This window comes from Cellulomonas sp. P2_B4, assembly GCF_056404795.1.
Map to the genome: position 1 here is coordinate 124,518 of NZ_JBFUDI010000001.1, position 15,117 is coordinate 139,634.

Consider the following 15,117-nt stretch of genomic DNA (forward strand, 5'->3'; position numbering starts at 1 on the left):
CAATCTGAACGACGTCATGGAACGGCTTGGCGTCCACCAGGTTGTTCTGGAGCGTGCCGGACCTCAGCCGGGAGGCCGGATCAGGAAGCTGACCTCCCAGTCCTCGCTGGTCTCGCCGTCCAGGGAGAGGCGCCACTCGTAGCGCTGGCCGGCCGTCAGGTTGATGCCGGGGCCGATCCCGAATGCGAGCGGGACGTCGATCGGGGTGCCGGCGGGGATGCCCGACGGGCGGCCCGCCTCGACGTTGCCCTCGATGCGCAGCGGACCGAGGCCGTTCACGCCGTTGACGAGCACCGGCTGGCCGTCGGCGTCGAGCAGCTCGACCACCAGGGCGCGGCTCGTGTTGGTCTCGTCCCAGCCGAACTGGAGCAGGATGATGATCGCGGCCGGCGGGGTCGGGCTGGTCGTCGTCGACCAGCCGAGGCCCAGCGCGTCGACCTTCCCCTCCGAGACCTTGGCGGCGTCGGCGAGCAGGAGCTTGGCCCTCACAGGACCGGGGACGTGCGGGACATCGGGGTTCTCCTGTCGGCGGTGCTCAGTAGCGGGTGATCCCGCCCTGCTGGTTGGCCTGGGCCTCCAGGCGGGCGATGCGGTCGGCCATCGGCGGGTGCGTCGCGAAGAGCTTGCCCATGCCGGCGCCCTTGAACGGGTTGGCGATCATCAGGTGCGACACGTCCACCAGCTCGCGGTCCTGCGGCAGCGGGCGGGCCTGGGTGCCCTGCTCGAGCTTGCGCAGCGCGGAGGCCAGGGCGAGCGGGTCGCCCGTCAGGGTGGCCCCGTCCTCGTCGGCGTCGTACTCGCGGGTGCGGCTGATGGCCAGCTGGACGAGCATCGCGGCGACCGGCGCGAGCAGCGCGAGGAGCAGGCCCGCGATCGGGTTGCCGCGGTCGCGGTCGTCGCCTCCCCCGCCGAAGAACAGGGCGAACTGCGCGAGCGACGTGATGACGCCCGCGACGGCGGCGGCCACCGACGAGGTGAGGATGTCGCGGTTGTAGACGTGCATGAGCTCGTGCCCGAGGACGCCGCGCAGCTCGCGCTCGTCGAGGAGGCCGAGGATGCCCTCGGTGCAGCACACCGCCGCGTTGGCGGGGTTGCGACCGGTCGCGAACGCGTTCGGGGCGGCCGTCGGCGAGATGTACAGGCGCGGCATCGGCTGGCGGGCCTGCGTCGAGAGCTCGCGCACGATGCGGTACATCGCCGGCGCCTCGAGCTCGCTGACCGGACGCGCCCTCATGGCACGGATCGCGATCTTGTCGGAGTTCCAGTAGCTGTACGCCGTCATCAGCAGGCCGAGGGCGGTGAACAGCACCAGGAACTTCGGTGTCCCGCCGCCCAGCAGCCATCCGATCCCCAGCAGGATCGCCCACATCGCGCCGAACAGCGCTGCGGTCTTCAACCCGTTGAAGTGCTGGTGGCCCATCGTCTCCCCGTCTCTCGTCTGCACCCCTGAAACGCTTACCGACGGGCAAGCGTTCCCGGACGCACGAAGGCCCCCGCGAACACGTCGCGGGGGCCTTCGTGGAGTGCTCAGTCCTGCGGCAGCGGCTGGCCCAGCGCGACGGCGACCATGTGGTCGCGCGGGACGAGCTTGATGCGCTCGCGCCCGTGCGGCTCGCCCAGCCCGCGCTCGTACGCGTCCAGGAGCTCCCAGCCGGTCCACTGGATGACGTCGACGCTGCGGCCGGTGAGGAAGTCGACGATCGCCGACGGGTCGCGGTCCGTGGCCGTGTAGAACGCGTCGCCGCCCGAGGCGACGTCCTCGCCGAGGTGGCGGATGGTCTCCGACGCGTCGGACTTGGTGTGCCCGATGAGGCCGACGGGGCCGCGCTTGATCCAGCCCGTCGCGTACACGCCCGGGAGGTGCTCGCCGTCGACGTCGACCACGCGACCCTCGCGGTTCGGGATCACGCCGGCGACGTCGTCGAACGGGATGTCCACGAGCGGCGACCCGAAGTACCCGACGGCGCGGTACACGGCGCCGACCGCCCAGTCCTGCGTCTGGCCGGTGCCGGTGACGTTGCCGTCGCCGTTCAGCGCGGTGCGCTCCGTGCGCAGCCCGACGACCCGGCCGTCCTCGCCGAGGATCTCGACGGGCTTGTGCAGGAAGTGCAGGTGGATGCGCCGGCTCGCGGTGTTCTCCTCCGGCTCCTTCAGCGTCCAGTCCGTGAGGGTCTTGACCACCTGCTTGGTCTGGTTCGAGGAGTGGATCGCGGCCATCGAGCCCTCGTCGAAGTCGAAGTCCTCGGGGTAGACGATGACGTCGACGTCCGGCACGTGGCCGAGCTCGCGCAGCTCCAGCGGGGAGAACTTGACCTGGGCCGGACCGCGGCGCGCGAACACGTGCACGTCGGTGACCGGGGAGGCCTTGAGGATCTCGTAGACGTTGCCCGGCAGCTCGGTGGGCAGCAGGTCGTCGGCGTGCTTGGCCAGGATGCGGGCCACGTCGAGCGCGACGTTGCCGGCCCCGAGCACGGCGACGTGCTGCGCCTCGAGCGGCCAGGTGCGCGCGACGTCCGGGTGGCCGTCGTACCAGGACACGAAGTCGGCGGCGCCGTAGGAGCCCTCGAGCTCGATGCCCGGGACCGGCAGCTCGGCGTCGCGGATGGAGCCGGTGGAGAAGATGACCGCGTCGTAGAACTGGCGCAGGTCGTCGAGCTTGAGGTCCGTGCCGTAGTCGACGTTGGCCAGCAGGCGGATGTCGCCGCGGCTCAGCACGTTCTGCAGCGCGACGATGATCTGCTTGATGCGGGGATGGTCGGGCGCGACGCCGTAGCGGACCAGGCCGAAAGGCGCGGGCAGGCGCTCGAAGAGGTCGATGCTGACGTCGAGGTCCGTCTTCGACAGGATGTCGGCGGCGTAGATGCCGGCCGGTCCTGCGCCGACGATGGCCACTCGCAGAGTGCTCACGGGCGCTGCTTGCCTTCCGATCTGGGGGGTGCCTGGCCAGTCCACAGTGCGAGAACATCGGCATCTGCAGGGCTGTGCAGGGGCCAGTCTAGGGCGCACGGTGAGGTCACCCTGAGTCGCCCGCCAGAATGCGGACAGGCCTGAGACGGCGTGTCGCGACGACGACCTAGGGTGGGCGGGTGCCGCAGCCCCCCTCCCGCCTCGACGGTCTCGGTCTCGCGGCGGGCGTCGGCGCCTACACCGCCTGGGGCATCCTGCCCCTCTACTTCCCGCTCCTTGAGCCCGCGACACCGGTCGAGATCATCGCCCACCGGGTCGTCTGGTCGCTGCTGTTCTGCATGATCCTGCTGTTCGCGACGCGCGGCTGGGCGGGCTTCTGGCGCGCCTTGCGGACGCGCCGGATCCTCGGGCTGCTCTCGATCGCGGCGGTCCTGCTGGCGATCAACTGGGTCACCTACGTCTTCGGCGTGCTGACCGACCGGGTCGTCGACGCGTCACTGGGGTACTTCATCAACCCGCTCGTCACCGTGACGCTGGCCGTCGTCGTGCTGCGCGAGCGCCTGAGGCTGGCCCAGTGGGTGGCGCTCGGCTTCGGCGCGGCCGCCGTCGTCGTCATCACCGTCGGGTACGGGCAGCTGCCGTGGATCGCGCTCGTCCTCGCGCTCTCGTTCGGGTTCTACGGCTTCATCAAGAACCGCGTCGGGCGCACCGTCGAGGCGATCCCGGGCCTGGCCGTCGAGACGCTCGTGCTCGGCCCGTTCGCGCTCGGCTACCTGCTCTGGCTGGGCTGGGCGGGCGACGGGACGTTCGCGGCACAGGGCGTCGGGCACGCGTTCGTCGTGGCGGCGGCGGGCATCATCACCTCCGTACCGCTGCTCCTGTTCGGCTCGGCCGCCCGGCGGCTGCCGCTGAGCATGATGGGGCTCCTGCAGTACATCGCGCCGACCCTGCAGTTCCTCATCGGCGTCGCGGTGCTGCACGAGGAGATGCCGCTGGCGCGGTGGTGCGGCTTCGCGCTCGTCTGGGTCGCCATCGTGATCCTCACGGTCGACGGCGTGCGCACCAGCCGCGCCAACCGGCTGGGGCGTCGGGCTATGGAGCAGGCCGTCGCATGAGGGCCGCGTCCACGACGATGACCGTCACGTTGTCCTTGCCGCCCGCGGCGAGCGCCGCAGCGACGAGCCGGTCCGCCGCGTCCTGAGGGTCGTCCTCGGCGCGCAGCTCGGCCTCGATCCGGGCGTCGGACAGCGGGTCCGTCAGGCCGTCCGAGCACACGAGCATGCGGTCGCCGGGACTCACGGGCAGCAGCCACACGTCCGGCTCGACCTCGCGCGCCCCGCCCCCGAGCACCCGCGTGACGACGTTGCGACGCGGGTGCCGCGGCGCGTCCTGCGCGGGCACCACCCCCGCGGCGACGAGCTCTGCGACCTCCGAGTGGTCGTGGGTGACCTGCTCCAGCACCGCCCCGGCCATCCGGTAGGTGCGCGAGTCCCCCACGTTCAGGACGAGCCAGCAGGGCACGTCGTCGTGCTCGGTGAGCACCACCCCGGTGGCCGTGGTGCCCGGGCGGCGACCCACACCCTTGGGAAGCCGGCGCACCGCGGCGTGGGCGTCGCGGACGATCCGGCGGGCGTCGTCGGGCTCGGGAGTCCCTTGGGCCAGTGCGCGCAGCACCTCGATCGCCGTCCGGCTGGCCACCTCGCCCCGGTCGTGACCGCCCATACCGTCCGCGACGAGGAACGCCCCGTCCTGCGTCCAGACCGAGTCCTCGTTGCGGGCGCGCTCGGCGCGTGCGGTGGCGACGCCCACCCGGAGGCGTACCCGGGCGTCGTTCATGGGGTGCCGACGAGCCGCGCGGTCGCAGGATTCATCGCGTCCTCGTCCCGCTCGCCGTTCATGGGGTGCCGACGAGCCGCGCGGTCCCACGGATCATCGCGTCCTCGTCCCGCTCGCAGGCATCGCGCGGGACCGCTCCCCGACCCCTGCGCCCGATCGTCGGCCAGCATAACGACGGCCGGTCGGCGGTGCACCGGAGCATCACGGTCCGGCTCCCTCGGCTCGGCCGAAAGGACCAGGCCACGGGCAACCGTTCGGCCGTTCGGCCGGAGGCGCCCCGCACTGCGCGGCCGATGTGACGGCCCACCACGCGTCGGGACGATCGGAGCCACCCACCTTGGAGGCTTCCGATGTTGTCGCAGACCTTGTTCCGCCTGGGCCGCACGGCGGCCCGCCGCCCCTGGGCCGTGATCTCGGCGTGGCTGGTGCTCGCCGTGCTCGTCGTCGGGGCGTCCAGCGCCTTCGGCGAGAAGCTCGAGGACTCGTTCCGCGTGCCCGGCCTCGACTCGCAGCAGGCCAACGACCTGCTCGAGTCCGCAGGGTCCGGCCAGGCGGGGCTCACGGCGCAGGTCGTGGTCACGCCGGCCGACGGCGGCTCGTTCGCCGACGACCCCGCGGCCCGGACCGCGCTCGCGCAGCTGCAGTCGGACGCCGCCGAGCTGCCGCACGTGCTGGGCACCACCGACCCGACGGCCGTGCTGGCCGGCTCGAGCCAGGAGTCCGGGGTGGTGTCCCCCGACGGACGCGTCGCGCTGCTGCGCATCCAGTACCCGACGATCGACCAGCTCTCCGCGGCAGACCTCGACAACCTCGAGGCTCTCGACGGCGGCCCGGACCTGCGCGTGGAGAAGGGCGGCGACCTCTACTTCGCCTACGAGGAGTCCGCCGGGAACGTCGGGGAGCTCGTCGGCATCCTCGCCGCGCTCGTCATCCTGTTCCTCGCGTTCGGGTCGTTCACGGCGGCGTTCCTGCCGATCGGCATGGCGGTTCTCGGGCTCGCGGTCGGGACCGGCGCGATGGCGCTGCTGGCCAACCTCATCGTCGTCCCCAGCTACGCGCCGGTGCTCGGGGCGATGGTCGGGCTCGGGGTCGGCATCGACTACGCGCTGTTCGTCACCACCCGGCACCGGGAGTACCTCGCGCGCGGGCTGGTGATGCAGGACTCGATCGCCCGGTCGATCGCGACGGCCGGACGGCCCGTCGTGTTCGCGGGCGGCATCGTCGTCGTGTCGATCCTCGGGCTGGCCGTCGCGGGGGTGCCGTTCATGACGGCGGGCGGGATCGCGATCTCGATGGTCGTGCTGATCATGGTCGTCGCGTCCGTGACCCTCCTGCCCGCCCTCCTCGCCCTCGCCGGGCGCCGCGTCGTCGGGCGTCGGCCCGTGCACGCCACGAGCCCGGGCTGGGCGCGCTGGACCCGGCACGTCACCCGGCACCCGCGCGTCTACCTGGTCGGCGTCGTCGCTCTGCTGCTCGCGCTCGCGGCACCCGTGCTGGGCCTGCGCGTCGGCATCCCCGACGACGGCGCGCTGCCGCCGAGCTTCACGCAGCGCCAGGCGTACGACCTGGTGGCCGAGGGCTTCGGGCCGGGCCGCAACGGTCCCCTCGTCGTGGCCGTCGCGCTCAACGGCGACGCCGCGTCCCTCGCTCCCCTGGCGTCCGCGATCGCCGACGACCCCGGGATCGCCGGCGTGGAGGCACCCGTCGTACGCGGCGACGTCGGCACGATCGTCGCCTACGCCACGACCGGACCGCAGGACGCGGCGACGACCGAGACGGTCGAGAGGCTGCGCCACGACGTGTTCCCCGCCGCCCTCGAGGGCAGCCCGGCGCGGGCGCACGTGGGCGGGCAGACTGCGAACTTCGCGGACGTCGGCGTCCGCGTCAACGACCGGCTGCCGGTGTTCGTCCTCGCCGTGCTCGGCATGTCGTTCCTGCTGCTCATGCTCGTGTTCCGCTCGGTGCTCGTCCCGCTCAAGGCCGTGCTGCTGAACCTCCTGAGCATCGGGGCGTCCTACGGCGTGATGGTCATGGTGTTCCAGTGGGGCTGGGGCGCCGACCTGATCGGCCTCGAGTCCACGGTGCCGATCGTGTCGTTCATCCCGATGTTCATGTTCGCCATCCTGTTCGGGCTCTCCATGGACTACGAGGTGTTCCTGCTCAGCCGGGTGCGCGAGGAGTACGTGTCCACGGGCTCGAACGACCAGGCCGTCGTCAACGGGGTGGCCAAGACCGGTCGGGTCATCACGTCGGCCGCGCTGATCATGGTCTGCGTGTTCCTGGCCTTCGTGCTCGGTGCGGACGCGGCGACCAAGATGTTCGGCGTCGGTCTGTCGACCGCGATCCTCATCGACGCCACCCTGGTCCGGATGGTGCTGGTGCCCGCGACCATGAAGCTGCTCGGCCGCGCCAACTGGTGGGTGCCGCGCTGGCTGGACCGGATCCTGCCGCGGGTGGACGTGGACGCCGAGGAGCGGCTGCCCGAGCCCAAGGTCCTCGTGCCGGCCTAGCCGGTGCCGTCGGTCGGGGCCGGCCAGTCCAGCTCCGACCGGCTGCGGATCTCGATCGTGCGCTTGCCGAACCGCACGATCCATCCCGCCTCGACCCTCGCCCTCTTCCCGGGGGCGAGGGAGAGCTCGGTGCCGTCGGGGCGCACCAGGACCGTCCCGTTGGTCGAGCCGCGGTCGACGACCCAGAGCCGGTTCCCCCGGCGCTCGCGGCCGAACGCCAGGTGGACGCGGGAGATCGAGCCGTCGGGGTCGTCGATCGCGACGAGGTGCGTCAGACCCGGCTCGTCGTCGGGGGCCCGGCCGACCAGGCCGTCACCCTCGACCTCGAGACGCATCCCCGTGTCGAACAGGAGCACCAGCCCGGGCGCGGTCACCCGAGCCGGGGGCTCGTCGGGCCGCAGCCGGGCGTGCTCCAGCTCGGGCAGGCCGGGGTCGGCGGGACGGATCTCGGGCTCGACCAGGCCGTCGGGCCGGCGCTTCGACGTGCCGCCGATCCGCGGCAGTCGGGGGATGCGTCGCGGCGACTTGGCGACGATCGAGATCGCCACGGTCGGGGGCGCCCCGATGATCGGTCCCGGTGCGACGGGTGTCGGCAGCCCGGAGACGAGCCGGTTGGGCACGTCGATCAGCGGGGCGTCCGATCCAGAGCCCGGCGCGGTGACCTTCGAGGGGCGCGGTCCGGGCGGACCCGTGATGACCTCGACCGGTTCCACGGCGGGCGATGCGGTGATCGGCTTCCAGGGCGCCGGACGGATGAGCCCGGGTGCCGTGGAGATGACCGGGCCGTCGCTCGCGGGAGCCTCCCGCGGCGGCGGTACGACCCCCGGGACCGGCCGCACCAGGCCGAGCACGGGCTGCGCGCCGAGCGCCCGCACGACGGCCGGCGCGGTGCCCGGGCCCTCGACGCCGGCCTCCCGCACGGAGCGCGCCCGCAGCACCAGCGTCCGGGCCGCCTTGTCGTGCCAGCCGCGGCGTGCGGGCGAGTGGTCCCAGGCGCCGGACGCGGCGACGACCCAGGCACCGACCAGTGCGACGAGCGCTCCGGCGACCTCCACCAGCACGCGCACCCCGATGGCCGGCAGACCGGCCGGCCGGTGCGTCCGCGAGCCCATCGTGCGGATCCCGGTCAGCCCGTTGCCCACCGTCGCACCCGTGCCCGCCTCGACGAGCCACTGCGTCAGGGCCGCGACGACCAGCAGGCCGGGGACCGCGAGAGCCGACGAGGTCCACGCGCCGGCGGCGTCCCGCGGACCGCCGGAGGCCACCGCGACCAGGTAGCCGAGGCCCACCGCGACCACGAGGACCAGGACGTCGATCGTGAAGGCCAGCACCCGCAGGCCGACGGGCGCCACCGTCTGCGGCGTGATCTCGGCGACCGCGTCGAGCACCGGCCGCACCGGGACCCGACGGGCGACCGGCCCGGGGGGCGCGCCGCACGCGGCACATCGCCTCGCGCCGGGCGCGAGCGACGCACCGCAGACCGCGCACGGTGTGCTCACGTCGGACCTCCCGGAGTCGGCCCCTCGGCGGGCCGCTGCCACATGGTGCCAGAACGCGCGCCGCGTGGATCAGGACGCGCGGTCGACCAGCGCATCCGCGAAGGAGACGAGCGCGTCCTTGACCGGTCCGTCGTCGAGCGCGTCGAGCTCGCGCACCGCGGACCGGGCCAGCGCCACCGCGCGCTCGCGCGTCTCGCCGACGACCGGGTGCACCCGCAGCGCCGCCACCGCACGGGCGAGGGCCTCGTCGTCGGTGAGGTCGGAGTCGAGCAGCGCGAGCACCTCGTGGTCCTGCGCGGTGGCCTCGGGCGAGGCGGCCCGGGCGCGGAGCAGCAGCGCGGGCATGGTGGGCACCCGCTCGCGCAGGTCGGTGCCCGGCGTCTTGCCCGTCGTCGCACCGTCGGAGGTCAGGTCGATGACGTCGTCGGCCAGCTGGAACGCGACGCCGATCTTCTCGCCGAAGGCGGTCACGATGGCCACGACGTCGGGGCGGCAGCCGGAGAACATCGCGCCGAACCGGGCCGACGTGGCGATCAGCGAGGCCGTCTTGTCGGCCAGCACCTGCAGGTAGTGCGCCACGTGGTCGTCGTCGGGACGCGGCCCGACGGTCTCGTGCAGCTGGCCCAGGCAGAGCCGCTCGAACGTGGCCGCCTGGATGCGCACGGCGTCCGGACCGAGCCCGGCGACCGTCGCGGACGCCCGGGCGAACAGCAGGTCGCCCGTGAGGATGGCCACCGAGTTGCCCCAGACCTCGTGCGCGGCGGGCGCACCGCGACGCAGCGGCGCGGAGTCCATGACGTCGTCGTGGTACAGCGTGGCCAGGTGCGTGAGCTCCACCACCACCGCGGCGTCGATGACCTCGAGCCGCGAGCCGTCACCGAGCTCGGCGGCCAGGAGCGTCAGGAGCGGGCGCAGCCGCTTGCCCCCGGCGTTGACGAGGTGGCGCGAGGCGTCGTCGGCCAGCGGGTCGACGTTGGTGACGGCGTCGCGCAGCCTCTCCTCGACGATCTCCAGCCGAGCGGACAGGCGCTCACCGAGCGCAGCATCGGCCAGCGGGAAGGCCGTCATCGAGGTCACGGCACGAACCTATCTTCCCGACGGCCCGTTCTTGGCAACGGGCCCAGCCGCCGGGAGCCTCTCGACGTCACGGCAGGAACGATGCCACGCCCTGGATCGCCTCGATGACCGGGGACGGCGCGATGCCCAGCCCGATCGTGATCAGCGCGCAGATCGCGATCGCGGCGACGGCCAGGCCCTCGGTCTTCACGACTGTCGTGGAGATCGTGGAGCGGGCCTCGACCCGCGTCTCGACGGCCACGGCCGAGTCACCGGCGATGCTCGACGTGCCCGACGCCGCGTAGACGTCGGCCGCCGGCTCGTCGTCGGCACCCGCGGGGCTGGTGAAGAACATCAGGACGATGATCCGCACGTAGAAGAACGCCGCCGCCGACGACGCGAGCACGCCGATGAGGGCGAGCGGCCACGCGCCAGCGTCGACCGCGGCCGAGAACACGCCGAACTTCCCGATGAAGCCCGCGGTCAGCGGGATGCCCGCGAACGAGAGCAGGAACAGGGCGAACGTCACGGCGAGCACCGGGTTGGTCCGCCCCAGGCCGGCCCACTGCGACAGGTGCGTGGCCTCGCCGAGGATCGGGCCGGGGGTGCCGTCGGCCGCCTTCCCCGTCCGCTCCCGCACGAGCCAGACGATGCCGAACGCACCGACCGTCGCCGCGCCGTAGACGAGCAGGTAGAACAGGACCGCGGTGATGCCGGCCTGGTTCAGGGCGATGATGCCGGTCAGGATGAAGCCGGAGTGCGCGATCGAGGAGTACCCGAGGATGCGCTTCATGTCGCTCTGCACCAGGGCGCCGACGGTGCCCACGACCATCGTGAGGATCGCGACCGTCCAGAGCACCACGCCGAGGTCCCAGCTCAGGCCCGGGAACACGGTGTAGACGATGCGCAGCAGCGCGCCGAACGCGGCGACCTTGGTGCACGCGCCCATGAAGCCGGTGATCGGGGTCGGGGCACCCTGGTAGACGTCGGGCGTCCAGGTGTGGAACGGCACCGCGCCGACCTTGAACAGCAGACCCGCGAGGATGAGCACGGCCCCGACGAGCAGCAGGCTCTCCATGCCGGTGGGCGTGCTGATGGCCTTCGCGATGTCCGAGTACCGCAGCGAGCCGCTGTATCCGTAGATCAGGGCGATGCCGAACAGGAACAGCGCGGACGCGAACGCACCGAGCAGGAAGTACTTCATCGACGCCTCCTGCGAGAGCAGGCGACGACGACGCGCCATGCCCGCCAGCAGGTACAGCGGCAGCGAGAGGACCTCGAGCGCGACGAAGAGCGTCAGCAGGTCGCCGGCGGCCGGGAATATCAGCATGCCGCCCGTGGCGAAGAGCACCAGCGGGTAGATCTCGGTCTGGCGGACGCCCTTGCGCCGGGCGACCTCCTCGTAGTCCGACCCGGGCACGGCCGCGGCGTTGGGCGCGAACGCGTCCTCGCCGGTCTCCGTACGGTCGGCGATGATCAGCAGCGAGACCACCGCGAGCAGCGCGATCGTTGCCCACAGGACCAGCGTCGGTCCGTCGACGAGCAGCGAGCCGCCGAGCACCGTCGTGCCGCCGGTGTCCTCCACGCCTGGCCACAGCAGCACCACGGCGACGAACGCGCCGATCGTGGCGGTCAGCGCCAGCGCGAGCTGCGTGGTCCGTCGTGCCCTGGCCGGGACGAACGCCTCGACGAGGACGCCGATGATCGCGGCGCCCAGCACGATGAGGACGGGGCTCAGGGCCCCCCAGTCGATCGTGGGTGGGGTGAACATCAGTTGCTCCCCTCATCGGCGGGGAGGTCGGACACGCCGACCTGCTCCAGGGTGACGGTCGCCGGCGGGCTGACCAGGTCGAGCGCCGGCCGCGGCACGAAGCCGAAGACCAGCATGAGCAGCAGCAGCGGCGCGATGGCCCAGCGCTCGCGCGAGCGCAGGTCCGGGGTGCCCTCGAGGTCGGCCGGGGCCGGACCGGTGAACACCCGCTGGTAGAGCCACAGGATGTAGATCGCGGCCAGCACCACGCCGACCGTCGAGACGATCGCCGCGGCCGGGTGCCGCGCGAACGTGCCCACGATGACCAGGAACTCGCTGATGAACGTGGACAGGCCCGGCAGCGACAGGACGCTGAGCCCGGCGACGAGGAAGAAGCCGGCGAACACCGGCACGATCTTCTGCAGGCCGCCGAACGCCGAGATCTCCTGCGAGCCGCGCCGCGCGACCAGGAACCCGGCGAGCAGGAACATCGCCCCGGTCGAGAGCCCGTGGTTGACCATGTAGAACGACGAGCCCGCGATCGACGTCGACGTGAACGCGAAGATGCCCAGCACGATGAAGCCGAAGTGCGACACCGACGTGTAGGCGATCAGCCGCATGATGTCCTTCTGGCCGATGGCCAGGGCGGCGCCGTAGATGATCGAGATGAGCGCCAGCACGATGATCACCGGGGCCGCCCACTGCGAGGCGTTCGGGAACAGCGGCAGGCACAGCGTGAGCATCCCGAAGGTGCCCACCTTGTCGAGCACGCCGACCAGCAGCGTCGACGTGCCCGCCGGCGCCTGCTGCGCCGCGTCGGGCAGCCAGGTGTGCACCGGGAACATCGGCGCCTTGATCGCGAAGGCCAGGAAGAACGCCAGGAACAGCAGCTTCTCGGTGGTGGGCGCGATGTCGAGGCCGGTGAGGTTGGCCGTCAGGAAGCCCTCCGGGCCGCCCGGTCCCTGCAGGTACAGCGCGATGACGGCGACGAGCATGATCAGGCCGCCGGCCAGCGAGTAGAGCAGGAACTTGACGGCCGCGAACCGTCGCAGCGCCCCGCCGAACATGCCGATCATGAAGTAGACCGGGATCAGCATGGCCTCGAACAGGACGTAGAACAGGAACACGTCCCGGGCCGAGAACACGGCGACGATGAACGCCTCGAGCAGCAGGACGAGCGCGAGGTAGCGGCGCAGCTTGTCGGTCGGGACCGTGAGCGAGCCCTGCTCTCGCCAGGCGGCCAGGATCACCAGCGGCACGAGCACGATCGACATGAGCACCAGCGCGAGGCCGACGCCGTCGACGCCGACGGCGTACGACACCCCGAGCGCGGGGATCCACGGCTGCTGCTCGTAGAGCTGGACGGTCTGCGAGGCGCCGGTGTCGAACGCGAGGAGCGCGCCGACGCCGAGGGCGAGCACGAGGAGCGACACGGCGAGCGTGATGGACCGCGTGTGCTTGCGGAGTCCGGCCGGGAGCGCCCAGAGCAGCACGGCGCCGAGCACCGGCACCACGATGAGGGCGGTCAGCCAGGGGAAGGAGGACGACATCGGTGTGAGCTCCATCAGTTCTGGATGACCAGGACGACGACGACGAGGGCGACGAGACCGAGCAGCATCGACGCGGCGTAGGACCGGACGTAGCCGGTCTGCACGCGGCGCGCGATCTCGCCCAGGCCGACCGTGACCCGACCGACGCTCGCCACGGTGCCGTCGATCGCGGTGCGGTCGACGTAGACGAGGGAGCGGGTCAGGGCCTGGCCCGGCTCGACCAGCAGGACGTCGTTCACGGTGTCCTGGTAGAGGTCGACACGGGCCGCGCGGGTCAGCGAGGTGCCGACCGGCGGGACCACGGGGACGTGCGAGGCGGCGTAGCGGCGGTAGGCGATGACGATGCCGACCGCGACGAGCGCGAGCGTGACGACCTTCAGCACGAGCGCGTTGACCACCGGATCGTCCTCGTGCGGGGCGCCGAGCACCGGCGAGAGCCAGTCGACGAACTTGCTGCCCGCGTTGAGGTACCAGCCCAGACCGACCGACCCGACGGCCAGCACGATCATCGGCCAGGTCATGAGCCTCGGGGACTCGTGCGGGTGCTGGTGCTCGCCGTCGGCCTTGTTCGTCCAGCGCTTCTCGCCCTCGAACGTCATGAAGAACAGGCGGGACATGTAGAACGCGGTGATCGCGGCGCCCAGGAGCGCCACCGACCCGAACACCCAGGCCCGCCAGGGCGCACCCTCCACGGGCACGAAGGCCGCCTCGATGATGTGGTCCTTGCTGAAGAAGCCGGAGAACGGCGGCACGCCCATGATCGCGAGCCAGCCGCACCCGAACGTGATGTACGTGATCTTCATGTACCGCGCCAGGCCGCCGAAGTGGCGCATGTTCACCTGGTCGTCCATGCCGTGCATGACGGAGCCGGCGCCGAGGAACATGCCGGCCTTGAAGAAGCCGTGCGTCAGCAGGTGGAAGATCGCGAACGCGTAGCCGACGGGACCGAGCCCGGCGGCCAGCACCATGTAGCCGATCTGCGACATCGTCGAGGCGGCGAGCGCCTTCTTGATGTCGTCCTTGGCGCAGCCGACGATCGCCCCGAAGACCAGCGTGATCGCACCGACGCAGACGACGACGAGCTGCGCGTCGGGGGCGGCGTTGAACAGCGGCGCGGACCGGACGATGAGGTAGACGCCCGCGGTCACCATGGTCGCGGCGTGGATGAGCGCCGACACCGGTGTCGGGCCGGCCATCGCGTCGCCGAGCCAGGACTGCAGCGGGAACTGCGCGGACTTACCGCAGGCGGCCAGCAGAAGCATGATCGCGATGCCGTTGAGCGTCGCCTGGCTGGTGCCGGGGGCGATCCCGTTCAGCACCTGGTCGAAGCTGACGCTGCCGAAGGTCGCAAACATCAGGCCCATCGCGATGATGAGCCCGAGGTCGCCGATGCGGTTGGCGACGAACGCCTTCTTCGCCGCCACCGCGTAGTCGAGCCGGTGGTTCCAGAAGCCGATCAGCAGGTACGACGCCAGACCGACGCCCTCCCAGCCGAAGAAGAGCAGCAGGTAGCTGTTGGCCAGCACGAGCGTGAGCATCGCGGCGATGAAGAGGTTGAGGTACGCGAAGAACCGGCGCCGGTCCGCGTCGTGCTCCATGTAGGCGACGGCGTAGACGTGGATGAGCGTCCCGACGAACGTCACCAGCAGCACGAACGTCATCGACAGCGGGTCGAGCCGCATCCCGGCGTTCAGGTGGAACGAGCCCGCATCGATCCAGGTGCCGAGGTCCACGTCGAAGACCCGCGAGTCCTCGGGCCGCTGGAGCATCTTGACGAAGACGATCGCGCCGACGACGAACGCGGCCGACGAGGCCAGCACGCCGAGCCAGTGGCCCCAGCGGTCCGTCCGCCGCCCGAGCAGCAGCAGCACGGCGGCGCTGAGCAGCGGGATGCCGACGAGCAGAGGTGCGACGAGCAGGATGCCCGCCTTCACGGTCTCGGTCGCCGGTCCGATCGTGTCTGATGGCAGGCTCGCCACCAGGGCTGTCAGGGTGTGCACGTCCCCGCC

At 71.9% G+C, this 15,117-nt stretch carries 11 protein-coding genes; 2 read left to right on the top strand and 9 right to left on the bottom strand.

Annotated features, from left to right (window positions below; genetic code table 11):
- Positions 1–63: 63 nt before the first annotated feature.
- The 3 genes from AC1DZC_RS00670 to AC1DZC_RS00680 all read right to left on the bottom strand — a co-directional run bounded on the left by AC1DZC_RS00670 (position 64) and on the right by AC1DZC_RS00680 (position 2,907).
- Complete coding sequence (locus tag AC1DZC_RS00670) at positions 64–489, bottom strand: DUF6941 family protein (RefSeq protein ID WP_477041887.1); 426 nt, start codon at positions 487–489, stop codon at positions 64–66.
- A gap of 46 nt (positions 490–535) precedes the next feature.
- Complete coding sequence (gene htpX, locus AC1DZC_RS00675) at positions 536–1,420, bottom strand: zinc metalloprotease HtpX (protein ID WP_477040279.1); 885 nt, start codon at positions 1,418–1,420, stop codon at positions 536–538.
- Between the two features lie 107 nt (positions 1,421–1,527).
- Entirely contained in the window at positions 1,528–2,907 is a 1,380-nt protein-coding gene (locus tag AC1DZC_RS00680; protein WP_477040169.1) for an FAD-dependent oxidoreductase, read from the bottom strand.
- Between the two features lie 179 nt (positions 2,908–3,086).
- On the opposite strand from AC1DZC_RS00680, the gene rarD reads away from it, so the two are divergent.
- Positions 3,087–4,022 (top strand): EamA family transporter RarD, encoded by a 936-nt coding sequence (gene rarD, locus AC1DZC_RS00685; RefSeq protein ID WP_477041888.1) that lies wholly within the window; start codon positions 3,087–3,089, stop codon positions 4,020–4,022.
- Here rarD and AC1DZC_RS00690 read toward each other — a convergent pair.
- Positions 4,000–4,743: a PP2C family protein-serine/threonine phosphatase gene (locus AC1DZC_RS00690; protein ID WP_477041889.1), complete on the bottom strand. Its 744-nt coding sequence runs from the start codon at positions 4,741–4,743 to the stop codon at positions 4,000–4,002. The two genes, rarD and AC1DZC_RS00690, sit on opposite strands and share 23 nt — an antisense overlap.
- 350 nt (positions 4,744–5,093) lie before the next feature.
- Here AC1DZC_RS00690 and AC1DZC_RS00695 point away from each other — a divergent pair, with 350 nt between their 5' ends.
- On the top strand, positions 5,094–7,253 hold the full coding sequence (locus AC1DZC_RS00695; protein WP_477041890.1) for an MMPL family transporter: 2,160 nt from the start codon (positions 5,094–5,096) through the stop codon (positions 7,251–7,253).
- Here the strand turns inward: AC1DZC_RS00695 and AC1DZC_RS00700 are convergent.
- From AC1DZC_RS00700 to nuoL, 5 genes are all read right to left on the bottom strand, one after another.
- Entirely contained in the window at positions 7,250–8,752 is a 1,503-nt protein-coding gene (locus AC1DZC_RS00700) for an RDD family protein (protein ID WP_477041891.1), read from the bottom strand. The genes AC1DZC_RS00695 and AC1DZC_RS00700 overlap by 4 nt on opposite strands.
- Before the next feature lie 69 nt (positions 8,753–8,821).
- The gene (locus AC1DZC_RS00705; protein WP_477040278.1) at positions 8,822–9,820 is read right to left on the bottom strand and encodes a polyprenyl synthetase family protein; all 999 of its coding nucleotides are present in this window, start codon (positions 9,818–9,820) and stop codon (positions 8,822–8,824) included.
- A gap of 76 nt (positions 9,821–9,896) precedes the next feature.
- Positions 9,897–11,579, bottom strand: a complete 1,683-nt coding sequence (gene nuoN, locus AC1DZC_RS00710) for an NADH-quinone oxidoreductase subunit NuoN (RefSeq protein ID WP_477041892.1) — start codon at positions 11,577–11,579, stop codon at positions 9,897–9,899.
- Positions 11,579–13,108 carry an NADH-quinone oxidoreductase subunit M gene (locus AC1DZC_RS00715; protein ID WP_477042125.1) on the bottom strand — a complete coding sequence of 510 codons (1,530 nt, stop codon included), beginning with the start codon at positions 13,106–13,108 and terminating at the stop codon, positions 11,579–11,581. Before AC1DZC_RS00715 ends, nuoN begins: the two co-directional genes overlap by 1 nt.
- Before the next feature lie 14 nt (positions 13,109–13,122).
- Positions 13,123–15,108 carry an NADH-quinone oxidoreductase subunit L gene (nuoL, locus tag AC1DZC_RS00720; RefSeq protein WP_477040163.1) on the bottom strand — a complete coding sequence of 662 codons (1,986 nt, stop codon included), beginning with the start codon at positions 15,106–15,108 and terminating at the stop codon, positions 13,123–13,125.
- Positions 15,109–15,117 lie beyond the last annotated feature (9 nt).

Coding starts and splice junctions, on each gene's coding strand:
- htpX (WP_477040279.1), bottom strand. CDS start 1,420: ATGGGCCACCAGCACTTCAACGGGTTGAAGACCGCAGCGCTGTTCGGC.
- AC1DZC_RS00690 (WP_477041889.1), bottom strand. CDS start 4,743: ATGAACGACGCCCGGGTACGCCTCCGGGTGGGCGTCGCCACCGCACGC.
- AC1DZC_RS00695 (WP_477041890.1), top strand. CDS start 5,094: ATGTTGTCGCAGACCTTGTTCCGCCTGGGCCGCACGGCGGCCCGCCGC.
- AC1DZC_RS00705 (WP_477040278.1), bottom strand. CDS start 9,820: ATGACGGCCTTCCCGCTGGCCGATGCTGCGCTCGGTGAGCGCCTGTCC.
- nuoN (WP_477041892.1), bottom strand. CDS start 11,579: ATGTTCACCCCACCCACGATCGACTGGGGGGCCCTGAGCCCCGTCCTC.
- AC1DZC_RS00715 (WP_477042125.1), bottom strand. CDS start 13,108: ATGTCGTCCTCCTTCCCCTGGCTGACCGCCCTCATCGTGGTGCCGGTG.